Origin of the sequence: Pseudomonas soli (assembly GCF_021283165.2) — a bacterium.
In the GTDB taxonomy this organism is placed as follows: Bacteria; Pseudomonadota; Gammaproteobacteria; order Pseudomonadales; family Pseudomonadaceae; genus Aquipseudomonas; species Aquipseudomonas soli.
On the sequence record NZ_CP128543.1, the window covers coordinates 5355485 to 5373464 of the forward strand.

Annotated in this window: 16 protein-coding genes; 6 read left to right on the forward strand and 10 right to left on the reverse strand. The window is 64.3% G+C overall.

Annotated elements, in window-relative coordinates; genetic code table 11:
* Positions 1-20 precede the first annotated feature (20 nt).
* A complete protein-coding gene (locus tag LU688_RS24740; RefSeq protein ID WP_023630647.1) occupies positions 21-632 on the reverse strand; it encodes a trimeric intracellular cation channel family protein in 612 nt (203 codons plus the stop codon).
* An 88-nt stretch (positions 633-720) separates the two neighbouring features.
* A complete protein-coding gene (orn, locus tag LU688_RS24745; RefSeq protein ID WP_023630648.1) occupies positions 721-1263 on the reverse strand; it encodes an oligoribonuclease in 543 nt (180 codons plus the stop codon).
* Between the two features lie 108 nt (positions 1264-1371).
* Between orn and rsgA the strand changes: the two genes are divergently transcribed.
* Together rsgA and LU688_RS24755 are read left to right on the forward strand one after the other, a co-directional pair.
* Complete coding sequence (rsgA, locus tag LU688_RS24750; RefSeq protein ID WP_094012385.1) at positions 1372-2403, forward strand: small ribosomal subunit biogenesis GTPase RsgA; 1032 nt, start codon at positions 1372-1374, stop codon at positions 2401-2403.
* Positions 2404-2548: 145 nt separating this feature from the next.
* Positions 2549-3028 carry a hypothetical protein gene (locus LU688_RS24755; RefSeq protein WP_023630650.1) on the forward strand — a complete coding sequence of 160 codons (480 nt, stop codon included), beginning with the start codon at positions 2549-2551 and terminating at the stop codon, positions 3026-3028.
* A gap of 32 nt (positions 3029-3060) precedes the next feature.
* On the opposite strand, the gene motB is transcribed toward LU688_RS24755, so the two are convergent.
* Positions 3061-4077, reverse strand: coding sequence for a flagellar motor protein MotB (gene motB, locus LU688_RS24760; protein WP_023630651.1), 1017 nt, complete (start codon positions 4075-4077; stop codon positions 3061-3063).
* 3 nt (positions 4078-4080) lie between these two features.
* Positions 4081-4932: a flagellar motor stator protein MotA gene (motA, locus tag LU688_RS24765; protein WP_023630652.1), complete on the reverse strand. Its 852-nt coding sequence runs from the start codon at positions 4930-4932 to the stop codon at positions 4081-4083.
* Between the two features lie 130 nt (positions 4933-5062).
* Between motA and LU688_RS24770 the strand changes: the two genes are divergently transcribed.
* From LU688_RS24770 to asd, 3 genes are read left to right on the forward strand one after another with little or no spacing between them, the layout of a single operon-like run.
* Positions 5063-6598 carry an HDOD domain-containing protein gene (locus LU688_RS24770; protein ID WP_094012384.1) on the forward strand — a complete coding sequence of 512 codons (1536 nt, stop codon included), beginning with the start codon at positions 5063-5065 and terminating at the stop codon, positions 6596-6598.
* Positions 6599-6643: 45 nt separating this feature from the next.
* Complete coding sequence (rhdA, locus tag LU688_RS24775; RefSeq protein ID WP_094012383.1) at positions 6644-7453, forward strand: thiosulfate sulfurtransferase; 810 nt, start codon at positions 6644-6646, stop codon at positions 7451-7453.
* Positions 7454-7462: 9 nt separating this feature from the next.
* Complete coding sequence (gene asd, locus LU688_RS24780; protein WP_232888262.1) at positions 7463-8326, forward strand: archaetidylserine decarboxylase; 864 nt, start codon at positions 7463-7465, stop codon at positions 8324-8326.
* An 87-nt stretch (positions 8327-8413) separates the two neighbouring features.
* On the opposite strand, the gene serB is transcribed toward asd, so the two are convergent.
* Positions 8414-9628: a phosphoserine phosphatase SerB gene (serB, locus tag LU688_RS24785; RefSeq protein ID WP_094012381.1), complete on the reverse strand. Its 1215-nt coding sequence runs from the start codon at positions 9626-9628 to the stop codon at positions 8414-8416.
* A gap of 135 nt (positions 9629-9763) precedes the next feature.
* Between serB and LU688_RS24790 the strand changes: the two genes are divergently transcribed.
* Entirely contained in the window at positions 9764-11215 is a 1452-nt protein-coding gene (locus LU688_RS24790) for a histidine kinase (RefSeq protein ID WP_094012380.1), read from the forward strand.
* 180 nt (positions 11216-11395) lie between these two features.
* Here LU688_RS24790 and LU688_RS24795 read toward each other — a convergent pair whose 3' ends face one another.
* The 5 genes from LU688_RS24795 to parE form a co-directional block, all read right to left on the reverse strand.
* Positions 11396-12106, reverse strand: coding sequence for a PqiC family protein (locus LU688_RS24795; protein ID WP_038706898.1), 711 nt, complete (start codon positions 12104-12106; stop codon positions 11396-11398).
* A gap of 176 nt (positions 12107-12282) precedes the next feature.
* A complete protein-coding gene (parC, locus tag LU688_RS24800) occupies positions 12283-14541 on the reverse strand; it encodes a DNA topoisomerase IV subunit A (protein ID WP_023631342.1) in 2259 nt (752 codons plus the stop codon).
* A 10-nt stretch (positions 14542-14551) separates the two neighbouring features.
* Positions 14552-15070: a retropepsin-like aspartic protease family protein gene (locus tag LU688_RS24805; protein ID WP_160291100.1), complete on the reverse strand. Its 519-nt coding sequence runs from the start codon at positions 15068-15070 to the stop codon at positions 14552-14554.
* Positions 15067-16053: an esterase-like activity of phytase family protein gene (locus tag LU688_RS24810; RefSeq protein ID WP_160291099.1), complete on the reverse strand. Its 987-nt coding sequence runs from the start codon at positions 16051-16053 to the stop codon at positions 15067-15069. Before LU688_RS24810 ends, LU688_RS24805 begins: the two co-directional genes overlap by 4 nt.
* Positions 16050-17954 carry a DNA topoisomerase IV subunit B gene (parE, locus tag LU688_RS24815; RefSeq protein WP_023630810.1) on the reverse strand — a complete coding sequence of 635 codons (1905 nt, stop codon included), beginning with the start codon at positions 17952-17954 and terminating at the stop codon, positions 16050-16052. The genes LU688_RS24810 and parE overlap by 4 nt, the downstream gene beginning before the upstream one ends.
* Between the last annotated feature and the right edge of the window lie 26 nt (positions 17955-17980).

Consider the following 17980-nt stretch of genomic DNA (forward strand, 5'->3'; position numbering starts at 1 on the left):
TGGCTGCGCCGCAAAAGCCGTTATTGCTGATCATTGTAATGAAACTTCGGCATCTCCCAATGAAACCGAATCGCCAACAACCGCACCAGAAAACCACCAAACAGTGTCAGCAGCATGGCCTGCTCCGCCGGCACCTTGAAGTAAACACACCCCAGATAGAACCAAGCCGCCGCGAACGAAACACTGGCATACAGCTCACGCCGAAACACCAACGGAATATCATTGCAGAAGATGTCCCGCAGAATGCCGCCAAACACCCCGGTAATCACCCCGCTGATGGAGGCGACAAGGAACCCCTGCCCCATCTCCAGCGCGGTCATGCAGCCGATCAGGGTGAACGCCACGAGACCCAGGGCGTCGAGCACCAGGAACAACGACCGCAGGTGGCGCATCAAGGGCGCGATGAAGATGGTCAGCAGCGCCGCGAAGCTGGTCAGCACCAGGTACTCGGGATGCTTCACCCAGGTCAGCGGGTAGTGCCCGAGCAGCACGTCACGCACCGAGCCGCCACCCAGCGCGGTGACGCAGGCGATCAGCACCACGCCGAACCAGTCCATGCCCCGACGGCCAGCGGACAGGGCGCCGGTCATGGCTTCGGCGGTGATGGCAATGAGATAGAGCATCAGCAACATGGTGCAGGTCCGTGCGGGAAAGGCGCGCAGTCTACCCAGTCACGCAAGGCACCAAAAGGGGCGCGCCGACGATCATCGGCGCAGGAGGTCAGACCTTGATGAAATGCTCACGGTAGTGACGCAGTTCGCCAATCGACTCACGGATGTCGTCCAACGCCAAATGGGTGTTGCCCTTCTTGAAGCTGTCACGCACTTCCGGCGCCCAGCGCGCGGCCAATTCCTTGAGCGTGGACACATCGAGGTTGCGATAGTGGAAGTAGTTCTCCAGCTCGCGCATGTGGCGATAGAGAAAACGGCGGTCCTGGCAGATGCTGTTACCGCAGATCGGCGACTTGCCCTTCGGTACCCACTGCTCGAGGAAAGCGATGGTCTGCGCCTCGGCCTCGGCCATGCTCACCTTGCTTTCGCGCACGCGCTGGGTCAGGCCCGAGGCGCCATGGGTGCGGGTGTTCCACTCGTCCATGCGCGCCAGCACCTCGTCGCTGTGGTGAATGGCGATCACCGGGCCTTCGGCCAGGGTGTTCAGCTCGCTGTCGGTGACGATGGTGGCCATCTCGATGATGACGTCGTTGTCCGGATCCAGGCCGGTCATCTCCAGATCGATCCAGATCAGGTTCTGTGGGTTTAGCATGAAAGGGCTCCTCGAATAGGCCGTCATATTAGCCTAGCGAACGGGTGTTGGGCGCGCCGTGCTAAACTGCCTGCCGTTTTCTTTCTGCCCCGCCGACACGGAACCTTCATGGCCAAACGCCAGCTCAACCGCCGCCAGAACTGGCGCATCGAAAAGATCCAGGGTGAACGCGCCGCTCGCGCCGCCAAACGCGAGCAGCATGTGCTGCAGGAACTGGAGGGTGGCGACCTGGGACCGGAGCAACTGGGCCTGGTGATTGCCCACTTCGGCGTGCAGGTCGAGGTCGAGGCCCAGGACGGCGAGGTCGCGGGCCAGGTATTCCGCTGCCACCTGCGGGCCAACCTGCCGGCGCTGGTGACTGGCGACCGTGTGGTCTGGCGCGCCGGCAACCAGGGCATCGGCGTGATCGTCGCGCAGATGCCGCGCAACACCGAACTGTGCCGGCCGAACAACCATGGCCAGCTCAAGCCGGTGGCAGCCAACGTCGACCTGATCGTCATTGTCTTCGCCCCTGCGCCCGAACCGCACCCCAACCTGATCGACCGTTACCTGGTCGCCGCCGAGCATGCCGGCATCCGCCCGTTGCTGCTGCTGAACAAGGCCGACCTGATCAACGACGAGAACGCCCCGACTCTCAATGCCATGCTCGAGGTCTACCGTGGCCTGGGCTACCCGCTGCTGGAAGTCTCGGCGCACCAGGGCGATGGCATGCAGCGCTTGCAGCAGACACTCGATGGTCATATCAGCGTGTTCGTCGGCCAGTCGGGCGTGGGCAAGTCCTCGCTGGTCAACAGCCTGCTGCCTGATGCGGGCACCCGTGTCGGCGACCTGTCGGAATGGTCCGGCCAGGGCACCCACACCACCACCACCGCGCGCCTCTACCACTTCCCCAATGGCGGTGACCTGATCGACTCTCCAGGCATCCGTGAATTCGGCCTGGGCCATGTCAGCCGTGACGATGTCGAGGATGGCTTCATCGAATTCCGCGAACTGATCGGCAACTGCCGCTTCCGTGACTGCAAGCATGACCGCGAGCCTGGTTGTGCCCTGCTCAAGGCGCTGGAAGACGGCGGCGTCACGCAGCAACGGATGAACAGCTACCGTTCAATCATTGCCAGCTTGCCGGAAGACACCTACTGATTGGCGGATCTGCCGGCTTTTGCTGTAGGAGATGTTACCGGAGCAGGTAGGACCACTCCGGTTTCGCAGTCACCTATTGTCCAGCTCTCCGCTTTCCCCGATGGTCATGCCTTGTCGTCGGCATTGATCAGGGAGGGCAACAAGGATGCCGGTTTTCATCAGTTACCGCCGAGATGAGCGGCTCGATGCCTTCATCCTCAACGAACGCCTTCTGCTAGAAGGCATTCCTACTCAACTTGTCCCCTTCGACGACGAAGGCCAGACCCTCGACGACCTGCATGGTTGCTTTTGCCAGCACATGGCCGATGCCACTCACTGGATCGGCGTGCTCTACGAGGCCCATGGCGAAGACTGGTGGACAGCCTGGCTGCTGGGCGCTGCGGCCATGGCGCATCGGCGAGTGACTTTCTACCATGCTGGCTCGACTGACCTGCCGCAGCGCCTGGGCAAGTGGCCAGTGATGCGGGAACGGGAGCATATAGACCTTTTCGTGCGCGCATACCATGACGAGCAGACTTTTGGCCGGGCCATGGCTTCGCAGGCCGGGCGCAGCTTAGTGTCGGACAGGGACAATGCGGATTTCTTCCATGCCGATCTCAAGGCCAAGATCAGGCGGGGGTTCTGAATGCATCGGGGCCGCGAAGCGGCCCCTGTCCTTTACTGGTCTTTGGCCTCATCCATCTTCAACACGCCATCCTCGAAGATGTTCAGCTTCTGGCGCAACTCGCGCGGTTGCATCGGCGTATCGCCCGGAGTCGCGGCCGCACCTGGCGCAGCGCCCGCAGGCGGTGCTTCAGCGCCAGGCGGCGCAGCCTGCGGCTTGCCCTGCTCACCCTCGATATCGCGCTGGGCTTTCTTGGTCAGGACGATGATGTCGATACGACGGTTGACCGGGTTGAACGGGTTGGCGCGATCGAACAGCGACGACGATGCATAGCCGACCACACGGGCCACCTGCTCATCTGGATAGCCACCGGCGACCAGTGCGCGACGCGCCGCGTTGGCGCGGTTGGCCGACAGCTCCCAGTTACCAAAGTCGCCGGTACCGGAATACGGCTTGGCATCGGTATGGCCACTGATGCTGATCTTGTTCGGCACCGCCTTGATGGTGTCGGCCATGGCTAGCAGGATGTCTTCGAAGTACGGCTGCAGGCGTGCGCTGCCCAGGTCGAACATCGGCCGGTTCTCGGCATCCATGATCTGGATGCGCAGGCCGTCCTGGGTGATCTCGAACAGGATCTGGTCCTTGAACTTTTGCAACTGCGGGTTTTCCTCGACCTTGTTCTGCAGCTCCTGCAGCAGCAACTCGAGGCGCTCGCGCTCGACCTGCTCGGCCATGGTCTCGACCTTGTCCTTGTCCAACTGCAAGCTTGTATCCGGCGTCGGCTCGGACTTCACTTCCGGGTTGATGGTCTTTTCGGGCGCCAGCTGTGGCGAACCACCCAGGTCAATGATGTAGGGCGTGCCACTTTCGGAGAAGCCGATCGGATCCTTGAAGTAACCGGCAATGGCGATCTTCTGCTCGGGCGTGGCGGTCGACAGCAACCACAGCACCAGGAAGAATGCCATCATCGCCGTGGCGAAGTCGGCGAAGGCGATTTTCCAGGCGCCGCCGTGATGGCCGTCGCCGAAGCGCTTGACGCGCTTGACGATGATGGGCTGATTGTTCTCCATGGCTTAGCGACCGCGTACTGCTTGTTCCAGCTCGGCGAAGCTCGGGCGGTGCGCCGGGTACAGCACCTTGCGACCGAACTCGACCGCCAGCGACGGCGGCATGCCGGAAGCCGAGGCCACCAGCGAGGCCTTGATCGCCTCGTAGACGTTCAGCTCTTCCTTGGCATCGTGGCGCAGGGCGTTGGCCAATGGGCCGAAGAAGCCGTAGGCAGCAAGAATACCGAAGAAGGTACCAACCAGCGCCGCACCAACGTGCAGGCCGATGGACTTCTGGTCACCGTCACCCAGCGACGCCATGGTCACCACGATACCCAGTACCGCCGCGACGATACCGAAGCCGGGCATGCCGTCGGCGATCCCGGTCACTGCGTGAGACGGGTGCTCGAGCTCTTCCTTCATGCTCAGCAGCTCCATGTCGAACAGCCCTTCAAGCTCGTGGGGCGCCATGTTGCCGGTGGACATGATCCGCAGGTAGTCGCAGATGAACGCGGTCATGCGCTCGTCACCCAGCACCGCCGGGTACTTGGCGAAGATCGGGCTGGCCGCGGCGTCCTCGATGTCGCCCTCGATCGCCATCATGCCTTCACGACGGCTCTTGTTGAGGATCTCGTACACCAGGCCCAGCACTTCCAGGTAGAAGGTGTGGGTGAAGCGGGTGCCGAACATCTTCAGCGACTTCTTGATTACATGCATGGTCATGTAACCAGGGTTGGCCTGGAGGAACGCACCAAAGGCCGCGCCGCCGATGATCAGCACTTCGAACGGCTGGATCAGTGCCGCGATCTTGCCGTGGGAAAGCACGTAGCCGCCGAGCACGCTCGCGAATACGACGATGATGCCGATAATTTTAGCCATAAGTTGGAAGCACTTGCTGTCGTGGTCAGGATAGGGAACGGAAGCTTGAAAACTCTTCTTCTACTTATCGGCAGAACTGCGCCAGACTATAGCCACTCATTGCGAAAAGCCAGTTCGGACTGATGTCAATATGCCAATTGAAACCAAGGTGCCAAGTCAGGCTCCGTCGAGTCTAGAGGCCTGGATCAAGCTGCTCGACGGGGTCCGCGTACCGGTGCCGAAAGAGAGCCATGATCGCGTGCTGCAAGCCATCAACGACAGCCGTCGCTCCCTGCGCGATATCGCCGAACTGATGCAGGACAGCCCCGCGCTGGTGCTCTGCGTGCTGCGCGAGGCCAACCACCCGGCCAACGCCAGCCAGGCCGAACCGGCCGAGAGCCTGGAAATAGCCCTTAACCGCCTTGGCCTGGCCCGCGTCAGCCAACTGCTGGCACGCCTGCCATCGCTGCCGGCCGACGAGATCCCGCCGGTGCTGCGCCAGTTCCTGCTGATCAGCCAGCATGCCACCCAGCAGGCCAACGGCCTGTTCGCCAGCCGCCTGGCGCGCTTGTGGCAGGAAATCCACTGGGGCAGCTTGTTGTTCCTCTCGCCCCTGTGGCCGCTGGCCCTGGCCTATCCCAAGTTGCTGGACACATGGGAGCTGCGAGTTATCCACAAGGGCGAGGAGGCTGCTGAAGTCGAGCAGCAACTGTTTGGCGTGCGCATCATGCAATTGTGCCAGGCCATGGCCGACCACTGGCGCCTGCCCGAGTGGGTGACCCAGGGTTACCGCCTGCTGATGGACGAGCGCGAACAACTGGCGCAGGTACTGAACATCGCCCGCGAACAGGACCCGCTGGTCCAGCAACAGCGCCTGGACGAAGAGCCGGCCCTGCGCCGCTGGTTCAACCAGCCCCCGAATACCGTACTGCTGGCCAACGGCCTTGCCCTGGCCGCCCAGGTTGGCTGGGACAATCCGCATTTGCTGCGCTGGCAGCTGCTTACCGCCCTTTATCTGCAGACCACGCTGGACGATGTGCAGCAGCAGGTTCACCAGCAGGCCGCGGCCAGTGCCCGCCATCACGCCCGGCATGCCCTGTTCCACCCGGCCGAGGCGCTGATCTGGCCTTGGCACCAGCGCCGCCCGCACCCGGACATGCTCACCCCGCCACCGCCCAGCACCGAGGAGCTGGGCCGCTGGCGCACGCTGTGCCAGGAACTGCTCGCCCAGCCGAGCCCGTTCAGCAACACCGTGCACCTGGCCACCCAGGCCCGCGAAGCGCTACTGGCGTGCGGCATGCAGCGCCTGATGCTGCTGAGCCTGGACAAGGCTACCGACCACCTGCGGGTGCAGCAAACTGCGGGCCTGCCCAAGGAAGCCAGCGTCATTGCGTTGCCGATCGCGCAGAACAAACTCCTGCAGAAACTGATGAGCAAGGCCGGGCAATTGCGCCTGACTCCCGAGAACCACGCCCAGTTCACCGCGCTGCTGCCAGCGCCACTGCGCGCATTCTTCCGCAGCGAACACCTGCTGCTGCGCTCGCTGGCGGTCGGCGACCAGGTGCTGATGCTGGCGGTGGCGGACCAGGACGGCAAACCGCTGGCCGATGTCAGCGTGCAGGCGTTCGGTAAAACCGTGCAATGCATCGAGCGCGCCCTGGCCATCTTCGGCAACCGCCATTCATGATTGCCTTGCGCTACAATCGCCCCCTTTGCACCCTGGAGACCGTGGATGACTGACTTTTCCGGCTTGCCCCTGGTGATCGAAGCCAAGGACCTGCTGCCGCGCCTGGAATCGCCGCAACTGATCCTGGTCGACCTGACCAGCGCCAACCGCTATGGCAGCGGCCACATCCCCGGGGCACGCTTCGTCGATCCCAAGCGCACCCAGCTGGGGCAACCACCGGCGCCTGGCCTGCTGCCGGCACGCGCCGATCTGGAAAAGCTGTTCGCCGAACTCGGTCATCGCGACGATGCGATCTATGTGGTCTACGACGACGAAGGCGGCGGCTGGGCCGGCCGTTTCATCTGGTTGCTCGACGTGATTGGCCACCAGCGCTATCACTACCTGAACGGCGGCATACAGGCCTGGCCGGCGGACAAACTGTCCACCGAGGTGCCCGCCAGCATGGGCGGCGCGGTGAACCTGCGACTGCACCCGGAGCCCACCGCCACCCGCGAATACCTGCAAAGCCGCCTGGGCGCCGCCGACCTGGTCATCTGGGACGCTCGCGGGCCACTGGAATACAGCGGCGAGAAAGTACTGGCCGCCAAAGGCGGGCATATTCCCGGCGCGATCAACTTCGAGTGGACCGCCGGCATGGACCTCAACGACCACCTGCGCATCCGCAAGGACATCGCCGAAGTCCTGCAAAACCTGGGCATCACCCCAGACAAGGAAGTGATCACCCACTGCCAGACCCACCACCGCTCCGGCTTCACCTACCTCGTGGCCAAGGCCCTCGGCTATCCACGGGTGAAGGGCTATGCCGGTTCCTGGGGCGAATGGGGCAACCACCCCGACACGCCCGTCGAAGTTTAAGGACGCTCAATGAAATCCCGCTTGTTCATCATCAGCCAGTACCTGCTGCCGCACCACCTGCTGTCGCGGCTGGCCGGCTGCGTCGCCGAGTGCCGCGCACGCTGGTTCAAGAACGCCTTCACTGCCTGGTTCGCCAAGCGCTACCAGGTGAACATATCCGAGGCACTGGTCGAAGACCTCAGCGCCTACGAGCACTTCAACGCCTTCTTCACCCGTGCCCTCAAGCCCGGTGCCCGCCCGCTGGACGAAACCCCCGGCGCGATCCTCTGCCCGGCCGACGGCGCGGTCAGCCAGCTCGGCCCGATCGAACATGGCCGCATCTTCCAGGCCAAGGGTCACGGCTACAGCGCCCTGGAGCTGCTGGGCGGCGACCCGGCCCTGGCCGCGCCGTTCATGGGCGGCGAGTTCGCCACCATCTACCTGTCGCCCAAGGACTACCACCGCGTGCACATGCCGCTGGCCGGCACCCTGCGCGAGATGGTCTATGTGCCGGGGCGGCTGTTCTCGGTCAACCAGACCACTGCAGAGAACGTACCGGAGCTGTTCGCCCGTAACGAGCGCGTGGTCTGCCTGTTCGATACCGAGCGCGGGCCGATGGCCGTGGTGCTGGTCGGCGCGATGATCGTTGCCTCGATCGAGACCGTCTGGGCCGGCCTGGTCACGCCGCCGAAGCGCGAGCTGAAGACTTTCCGCTACGACGACTCCAGCCGTGCTCCGATCCATCTGGAGAAAGGCGCCGAGCTGGGCCGCTTCAAGCTGGGCTCCACCGCCATCGTGCTGTTCGGGCCAGAACAGGTGAAGTGGGCGGAGAGCCTCGGTGCCGGCTCCGCCGTGCGCATGGGTGAGCTACTGGCGCAGCCCGCCCAGGCCTGATCAATCTGGTAAGCAAAAGGCCCTGCATGATTCACGTCATGCAGGGCCTTTTTCATAGGGTCGGCTTTGCAGCCCCAGGGCTCAAGATCAACCCCGCGCTTCGCGATCGCGTACGCCGAGCAGGTACAGCACACCATCCAGGCCCAGGGTCGAGATCGCCTGCTTGGCCGACTGACGCACCAGCGGCTTGGCGCGGAACGCCACACCCAGGCCGGCCAGGGACAGCATCGGCAGGTCGTTGGCGCCATCGCCCACGGCTATGGTCTGCTCAAGCTGCAGGCCCTCTTCACTGGCCAGTTGCTGCAGCAGAGCAGCCTTGCGCTGCGCATCGACGATCGGCTCGACGGCCACGCCGGTGACCTTGCCGTCCACCACTTCCAGCTCGTTGGCGAATACATAGTCGATGCCCAGGCGCGCCTGTACCTGCTTGGCGAAGTAGGTGAAGCCGCCGGAAAGGATCGCAGTCTTGTAGCCCAGGCGCTTGAGCTCGGCGAACAGGTGCTCGGCACCCTCGGTCAGGCGCAGCGAGGCGCCAATCTGGTCCAGTACGTTCACGTCCAGGCCCTTGAGCAGCGCCATGCGCTCTTTGAAGCTGGCGCGGAAATCCAGCTCGCCACGCATCGCGCGCTCGGTGATCGCCGCCACCTGCTCACCGACACCGGCAGCCTTGGCCAGCTCGTCGATGACTTCGGCCTCGATCAGCGTCGAGTCCATGTCGAACACCGCCAGGCGGCGGTTGCGGCGGAACAGGTCGTCACGCTGGAAGGCGATGTCGATGTTCAGCTCTTCGGACAGCGCGAAGAAGTCGGCGCGCAGTGCCTGGGCGTCGCTGGCTTCGCCACGCACGGAGATTTCCAGCGCGGACTTGCCCTTCTCGACCTGGGCATCAAGCGCCACGCGGGCCGACAGGCGCTCGATGCGCTCGATAGTCAGGCCGTACTGGCTGATGATGGCGCTGACCCGCTGCAACTGTTGTGGCGTGACCCGGCGGCTGAGCAGGGTGACGATGTGGCGGGCCTCGCCCTGGCTGTCGGCCCAGTGCTGATAGTCGGCCTCGGAGATCGGCGTGTAGCGCGCCTGCAGGTTCAGCTCATGGGCCTTGGCCTGTACGCTTTGCAGCAGCGCGGTGGCCACCTCGTTGTCGGGGATGTCGACCAGGATGCCGAACGACAGCGTGCCATGCATGACCGCAAGGCCGATGTCGAGAATATTCACACCGCCCTGGAGCAGGACGCCGGTGATGGCCGCGGTAAGACCTGGACGGTCTTCACCAGTGATGTTGATCAGGACGATTTCGCGCAAGACCGGGCTCCAACTCGATGAAAAATGCGCATTCTACCGATTTTCCATGACCATCGGGCGCCAACGCTACTTTGCCGACAAAACACGTATCGCTATACTGCCCAGCAACTTTCTCGCCATGAAGAGCCGCGCTCTGTGAACCGGCCCACGCCCGTTAAACCCGATAACTTCTTCCTGATGATCTACCGAGCCCTCAGCCAGCGCCGAATCCCACTGGCCCTGCGCATTGCCTGCCATAACATCTTCCTGGTGGCCCTGGCCCTGGTGATCTATGCCTGCGTGATGGGTTTGCAGTTCAAGCAGGCCATGCACGATCAAGCCGATGCCGTTGGCCAGAGCCTGACCACGCAAACGGCCACATCGGCCACCGAGCTGCTGGTGTCCAACGACATCCTCAGCCTCAACGTGCTGCTCGGCAACCTGGTGAAGAACCCGCTGGTGGCCCATGCCGCCATCTACAGCGTGGACAACCGCATCCTCGCCGAGGCCGGCCAGCGCCCACGCAATAGTTTGCTGGGCGAAACCGAAGGGGTCTACCAGACCAAGATCACCTTCCAGGACGTGACCGCCGGCCAGTTGCGCATCAGCCTGGACATGAGCCAGTTCCAGCAACCGATGCTGATCAGCCTGCAGAGCATGGGTATCCTTGCCGCGATCCTGTTGGCCCTGGCACTGACCCTCAGCCTGCGCCTGGGTCGTTTCATCTCCACCCCGCTGCTGCAACTGCGCGTCTGGTTGCGTGATCCGCACCCCTACACGCCGGGCATCGAGCGTCAGGACGAGATAGGCGACCTGGCCCGTCAGCTGCACGCCCGCCTCGCCCCGCCGCCACCTCCGGAACCGGAAGAAGAAGACGAGCCAGACGATTTCGATGACATGCCCGCTCCCAAGACCGCGCCACGCACGAAGGTAGCGGCGCTGGCACCCGATCAAGACGATGACGATGACGCCTTCGCCGATCTGCTGGATGAGCAAAGCGCGCCGGCCAAACCCGTCATCGTTGAGTCCGACGAACCGCAGCACAGCGCCGTGCTGGCCGTGCAACTGGGCTCCCAGGAGCAACTGCGCCGCCTGCCACGCACTCGCCTGACCGAACTGCTGGAGCGCTACCGCGACTGCCTGGACCAGGCCGCCTCGCTGTACGAAGGGGAAGTCCATACCTTGAACGACGGCAGCACCCTGCTGTTGTTCCACAGCCGTGACAGCGGCGAGGACTACCTCACCAACGCCATCTGCTGTGGCGAGCTGCTACGCGCCCTGGGCCACGCCCTGCAGATCGAGGTGGCCGACAGCGGCATCACCCTGCAACTGCAGCTGGGCCTGGTGCTGGCCGACGACCTGCAAGGCATGGATCAGGTCGACTTGCTGATGACCGAACAAGCCCAGGACGCGCTGGCCTTGTCGCAGCACAGCCGCAACCTGCTGCTCGTGGAGCGCCGTATCAGCGATGATGCTCTGATCCGCCAGCGTGCGCGTATCCGGCCGATCGCCAGCCCGGAGGGCGCGTGCTGTGTCGAGCGCCTGATGGAGCCTTACCCGTCCATGCTGGAGCGCCAACTGGCGCGGATGCACGAGCGCCGCGCATGAGCCAACGCTGATTCAAGGCCTGTGTGGGAGCGGGCTAGCCCCACGATAACATCGGGGCAGGCAATGTTGCTGTATGGCGAGCCCTATCGTGGGGCAAGCCCACTCCCACGCCGTCCCGATCACATGGCGAGACCCACAAAAAAGCCCGCATCGCTGCGGGCTTTTTTGTGGCTACGGATATCAGAAGCGGAACACTTCCATATCGGTACGAATCGGTGAAGCCATCGGAATCTTTGGCTTCTCCGGCTCTTTCTTCACCTGCACCGGCGCGGCCGGCTTGCGTGGCGCCTCCTCGGCGATGGCCGGCTGGTTGGCCAACGGCTTGACCGTGGTGCTGAGCTGTTCGACCAGCTTCTGCAGCAACTGCCCCTGGGCTTGAACCTGCGCCGACTCGCTGCCGGCATGGGGCTGTTCGAGGTGGACGATACGGTTGTCACGCACCTGGCCACGGCGGTCCAACACGCGCCACTGCGCATCAAGGATCGCCGGCTGGTTCTTGCCCGAGTCCAGGCGGGTGATTGACAGCAGCACCTGCACGTCCGGCGTGAAGCCGGCACTTGCCGGCGCCAGCACCACGCGCTGGCTGTCCAGGCGCCAGGCCAGCTGGCGTACCAGCAATTGGTCAATATCCGACGAAAGGCTGCCGGCCCAGCGACCGTCGGTCGCTGCAGTCAGGCTGCCATCGGTCTGACGCTGCAAAAAGGTTTCGCGTTGCAGGTAATCGGCCACCGATACCGGGCCAAGCACCACCGCCATGCCCGCAGCCTGGGTCGGCTGACCGGGATCACCGCTGTCGAGCTGATACAGGGCAACCGGCTGGTGCATGCTGCACCCGCTCAAGCCCAGCAAGCCAGTCATCAGCAGCGCAAATGGAAGGCGCAGAAATTTCATTCATCCCATCCAGGCGGTCGTCAGTAGACTGACCGCAGTGATACTCATGTAGATTCATCCGGGCACTCGGCCACGCCGGCGCCAACGAGGGCCCTATCATCCGCGAAATGGTCGCCCGACTCCAGCATTTCCGCCCGAAGCGGCGTCGAAAACGCCGCAACAGACAGCCCATCCACTCAAGCAGGGGTTTCCACCAGCAACCCATCGACGCGCTGGAAACCGCGTGGCAATTTGCTACCACGGCGACCCCGCTCGCCCTTGTAGTGCTCGAGATCATCCGGCTTGAGTGAAAGGGTACGCTTGCCAGCTTGCAATACAAGGGTCGAGCCCTCGCTGATCACCGCAAGATCGGTCACGTATTCCTCGCGGCTGGCCACCCGGTCACCCGGCACGCCGATGATCTTGTTGCCCTTGCCTTTACCCAGCTGTGGCAGGTCGGCGACCTTGAACACCAACAGGCGCCCCTCGGTGGTTACCGCTGCCAGCCAGTCTTGCTCGCGGTCGGCCACCGGACGCGGGGTCATCACCTTGGCGCCATTGGGCAGGCTGAGCAGGCCCTTGCCGGCCTTGTTCTTGGCCTGCAGGTCCTCGCCCTTGACCACGAAACCGTAGCCGGCGTCGGAGGCCACAACGTACAGGGCATCGTCTTCCGGCAGCAGCACGCACTCGAAGGTGGCGCCCGGTGGCGGGGTCAGGCGGCCGGTCAGCGGCTCGCCCTGGCCACGGGCCGACGGCAGGCTGTGGGCGGCCAGCGAGTAGCTGCGGCCGGTGGAGTCGATGAGCACGGCGAACTGATTGGAACGTCCGGCGGCGGCGGCCTTGAAGCCGTCGCCAGCCTTGTACGAAAGCCCCGTGGCATCGATATCGTGGCCCTTGGCGCAGCGCACCCAGCCCTTCTCCGACAGCACCACGGTAACCGGCTCGGTCGGCATCAGTTCGTTTTCCGACAGGGCCTTGGCCTCGGCGCGCTCGACGATCGGCGAGCGGCGGTCGTCGCCGTAGGTCTCGGCGTCCTTGATCAGTTCGCTGCGCACCAGCTTGCGCAGTTTGCTGTCGCTACCCAGCAGCGCTTGCAGTTGCTTCTGTTCCTTGAGCAGTTCGTCCTGCTCGCCGCGGATCTTCATCTCTTCCAGACGCGCCAGTTGACGCAGGCGGGTCTCGAGGATGTAGTCGGCCTGGATCTCGCTCAAATCGAAACGGGCGATCAAGGCCTGTTTGGGGTGCTCCTCGGTGCGGATGATGTGGATCACCTCATCCAGGTTGAGGAACGCGGTAAGCAAGCCTTCCAACAGGTGCAGGCGCTTCTCGACCTTGTCCAGGCGGTGCTGCAGGCGGCGTCGCACGGTACCGATGCGGTACTCCAGCCACTCCAGCAGCAGCGCCCGCAGGTTCTTCAGTTGCGGACGGCCGTCGAGGCCGATGATGTTGACGTTGACCCGGTAGGTGCTCTCCAGGTCGGTGGTGGCGAACAGGTGCTGCATCAGCTCGGCGGCATCCACGCGGTTCGAGCGCGGGATGATGACGATGCGGCAAGGGTTCTCGTGGTCCGACTCGTCGCGCAGGTCGGCGACCATCGGCAGCTTCTTGGCCTGCATCTGCGCGGCAATCTGCTCGAGCACCTTGGCGCCGGAGACCTGGTGTGGCAGCGCGGTGACGACGATGTCGCCGTCCTCGATGCGGTATACCGCACGCATGCGGATCGAGCCTTTGCCGCTCTCGTAGATCTTCTGGATGTCGGCGCGCGGGGTGACGATCTCGGCTTCGGTCGGATAGTCAGGCCCCTGGATATGCTCGCACAGTTGCTCGATGGTGGCCTTGGGCTCGTCGAGCAGGCGCACGCAGGCGCTGGCCACTTCGCGCAGGTTGTGCGGCGGCACGTCGGTGGCCATGCCCACGGCGATGCCGGTGGTGCCGTTGAGCAGGATGTTCGGCAGACGCGCGGGCAGCACGGCCGGCTCCTGCAAAGTGCCGTCGAAGTTCGGTACCCAGTCGACGGTGCCCTGGCCCAATTCAGTGAGCAGCACCTCGGAGTAGCGCGACAGGCGCGCCTCGGTGTAACGCATGGCGGCGAACGACTTCGGATCGTCCGGCGCACCCCAGTTGCCTTGGCCGTCGACCAGGGTGTAGCGGTAGCTGAACGGCTGGGCCATCAGCACCATGGCCTCGTAGCACGCCGAGTCGCCGTGGGGGTGGAACTTGCCGAGCACGTCACCGACGGTACGTGCCGATTTCTTGTGCTTGGAGTCGGCATCGAGCCCCAACTCGCTCATGGCATAGACGATGCGTCGCTGGACCGGCTTGAGGCCGTCGCCGATGTGCGGCAGGGCGCGGTCCATGATCACGTACATGGAGTAGTTGAGGTAGGCCTGTTCGGTGAAGTCAGCCAGGGAACGGCGTTCGACGCCGTCGAGACTGAGTTCGAGTGAGTCGCTCATGCGGGCCTCGTCATTTCAGGTTCTGGCGCAGCAGCATGGTGCCGCCGCGCTGGGTAAATTCAAGTTGTTTCAGGGCACTCATGCCCAGCAGCACGCCCTGTCCATCCAGGCCAGGCACCACCAGCGCGCGTACGTCGCGCAGGTGGATATCGCCCAGTTGCAGGCTGTCGAGCCGCGTACGGTAGCCTTGGGTCCGGCCATTGGCGGTGCTCAATTGCACCGCGGCGCCACGCGCCAGGTCCAGGTCGCGGGCCAGTGCCTCGGGGATCGCCACGTCGGTGGCGCCGGTGTCGAGCATGAAAAGCACCCGTCGCCCATTGATCGCGCCATCGGCAACGAAATGGCCCTGACCGTTGCTCAACAGGCGCACCTCGACGAAGCCGTCGCCCTGCTCGCTCTGCACCACGCTGTTGGGGTTCTGCTGATGTTTTTCCCACTGCCCGAAAAAGCGCGTGGCCAGGAACAACGCCGCCGCCCAGGCGACAATCATCAACACCCTGCCCGCGCGCTTGCACGGTGGCTGGCTCATGGCTGGGCGCTCCAGCCGCCCTGTGGCGCGTCGAAGCGCCAGACGATCGGCCGTGTTTCACCATCCACCCGCGGGCGGTCGTTGTTGTCCACGCCGATCCAGGCGCCGCCCTTGTCGATCACCAGCGCCTCGGCCAGGCCGTAGGACTGCGAGTAGCGCCGCGATTCCATCAGGGCGTCGGCGGCGAACGACCAACAGCGCTCCACGGCGCCCGTGTCGGCATCCCGCCGGCAAATGCGGTAGGCATTGCGCTCGAGGGTGAACAGCTTGCCTTCGAACCAGGCCAGGTCAGCAAAGTCACGTGATACCGGACGCGACTCGGGGAACTGTGGCGGCTGCATCTCGACACCCGCCTCGCTGAGCAGCACGCAGCCGCGCCCGCAGGTCCACACCGATTGCTGGCGCTGCACCGCGAGCAGGCCGCGACGCTCGCGCTCGGCTGCCAGCCACAGGCGATCGCCCGCCGGGTTGATCGCCAGCCCCTCGAACAGTGCGTTGAAATGCAGCAACATGCCGCTGGCCCGCGCCTGGCGCACCATGGCCTGGTCGATTTTCAGCCAGTCCGGTTCACCGTCCACGGGCAACTGCAGCACGGCGGCGTGGGCCTCGCTGACGATATAGAGGTTGCCGGTCTGATCGCAGGTGATGCCCTCGAAGTCCAGCTCGCCGCCGCGGATGTAGGACGCCGCCCAGTTGCGCGACTTGAGCCCCCATGGCAGGCCGGTGTCTGGCGCCGCCGGCGGGGTGAAGGTCAGTGGCTGGGCCTGCCACGTCGCCCCCTCCTGGTCGAGGCGGTAGATCCGGTCGTCATCGCGGTCGGACACCGCCCACAATGCCGCACGGCACCAGGCCAGGCCCGACAGGTTACCGCCGCGCATGCCATCGACCGCATGCTCGGCGCTAAGCTTGAGCTGCGGCCAGTCGCCGGCCTGGGCCTGCAGGGCAAACCACGCCAGGCAGGCCAGGAGCAACGGACGAATCAAACCAGGACCTCGGCCAGGTTGCCTTTGGTCTCCAGCCAGCTCTTGCGATCACCCGCACGCTTCTTGGCCAGCAGCATGTCCATGATCTCGGTGGTGCCCTGTACATCGTCCAGGGTCAACTGGACCAGGCGCCGGGTGTTGGGGTCCATGGTGGTTTCGCGCAGTTGCGGCGGGTTCATCTCGCCCAGGCCCTTGAATCGGGTGACCTGTGGCTTGCCACGCTTCTTCTCTGCGACCAGGCGGTCGAGGATGCCGTCACGCTCGGCCTCGTCCAAGGCGTAGTAGATCTCCTTGCCCAGGTCGATGCGGTACAGCGGCGGCATGGCCACGTACACGTGCCCGGCCTCGACCAGCGGGCGGAAGTGCTGGACGAACAGCGCGCACAGCAGTGTGGCGATGTGCAGGCCGTCGGAGTCGGCGTCGGCAAGGATGCAGACCTTGCCATAGCGCAACTGCGAGAGGTCGGCTGCGCCCGGGTCGACGCCGATGGCCACGGCGATGTTGTGCACTTCCTGGCTGGCCAGGACTTCACCGCCATCGACCTCCCAGGTGTTTAGGATCTTGCCGCGCAGCGGCAGGATGGCCTGGAATTCCTTGTCCCGTGCCTGCTTGGCCGAGCCACCGGCCGAGTCACCCTCGACCAGGAACAACTCGGCGCGCATCGGGTCCTGGCCGGCGCAATCGGCCAACTTGCCCGGTAATGCAGGGCCCTGGGTAATGCGCTTGCGCTCGACCTTCTTGCTCGCCTTCAGGCGCCGGCCGGCGTTGCTGATGGCCAGTTCCGCCAGCTGCATGCCCAGTTCGGGGTGGGCATTGAGCCACAGGCTGAAGGCGTCCTTGACCACGCCGGAAACGAACGCGGCCGCCTCGCGGGACGACAGGCGCTCCTTGGTCTGGCCGGAGAACTGCGGCTCCTGCATCTTCATCGACAGCACGAAGCTGATGCGTTCCCAGACGTCCTCGGGGGCCAGCTTGACCCCGCGCGGCAGCAGGTTGCGGAACTCGCAGAACTCGCGCATGGCGTCCAGCAGGCCCTGGCGCAGGCCGTTGACGTGGGTGCCGCCCTGGGCGGTGGGGATCAGGTTGACGTAGCTTTCCTGGATGCTGTCGCCACCTTCCGGCAGCCACAACAAGGCCCAGTCCACGGCCTCCTTGTTACCGGCCAAGCTGCCGCAGAACGGCTCGTCGGGCAGGCGCTGGAACTCGCTGACCGAATCGACCAGGTAGGAGCGCAGACCGTCCTCGTAGTGCCACTCGACCTTCTCGCCGGTGCCCTTGTCCTCGAAGCTGATGGACAGCCCCGGGCACAATACCGCCTTGGCCTTGAGTACGTGTTTGAGGCGGCTGATGGAGAACTTCGGCGAATCGAAGTACTTCGGATCGGGGCTGAAGTACACGCTGGTGCCGGTGTTACGCTTGCCGACGGTGCCGACCACTTCCAGCTCGCTGGCCTTGAAGCCGTCGGCGAAGGTCATCTGGTACTCGTTGCCGTCGCGCTTGACGCGCACGCGTACCTGGCTCGACAGGGCGTTGACCACCGAGATGCCGACGCCGTGCAGGCCGCCGGAAAATTGATAGTTCTTGTTGGAGAACTTGCCCCCGGCGTGCAGCTTGGTGAGGATCAGTTCAACACCGGAAACACCCTCTTCGGGGTGGATGTCCACGGGCATGCCGCGGCCATCGTCGCTGACTTCCAGGGAATGGTCGGCGTGTAGGACGACCTGTACCGAACGGGCGTGGCCGGCCAGGGCTTCGTCGACGCTGTTGTCGATAACTTCCTGGGCCAGGTGGTTGGGCCGGCTGGTGTCGGTGTACATGCCCGGTCGCTTGCGGACCGGGTCAAGGCCCGAGAGGACTTCGATGGCGTCTGCGTTATAGGCGCTAGCGCTGGGATTGGCCATGGGTTCTCGTCGTCAGTCTGGTGAAT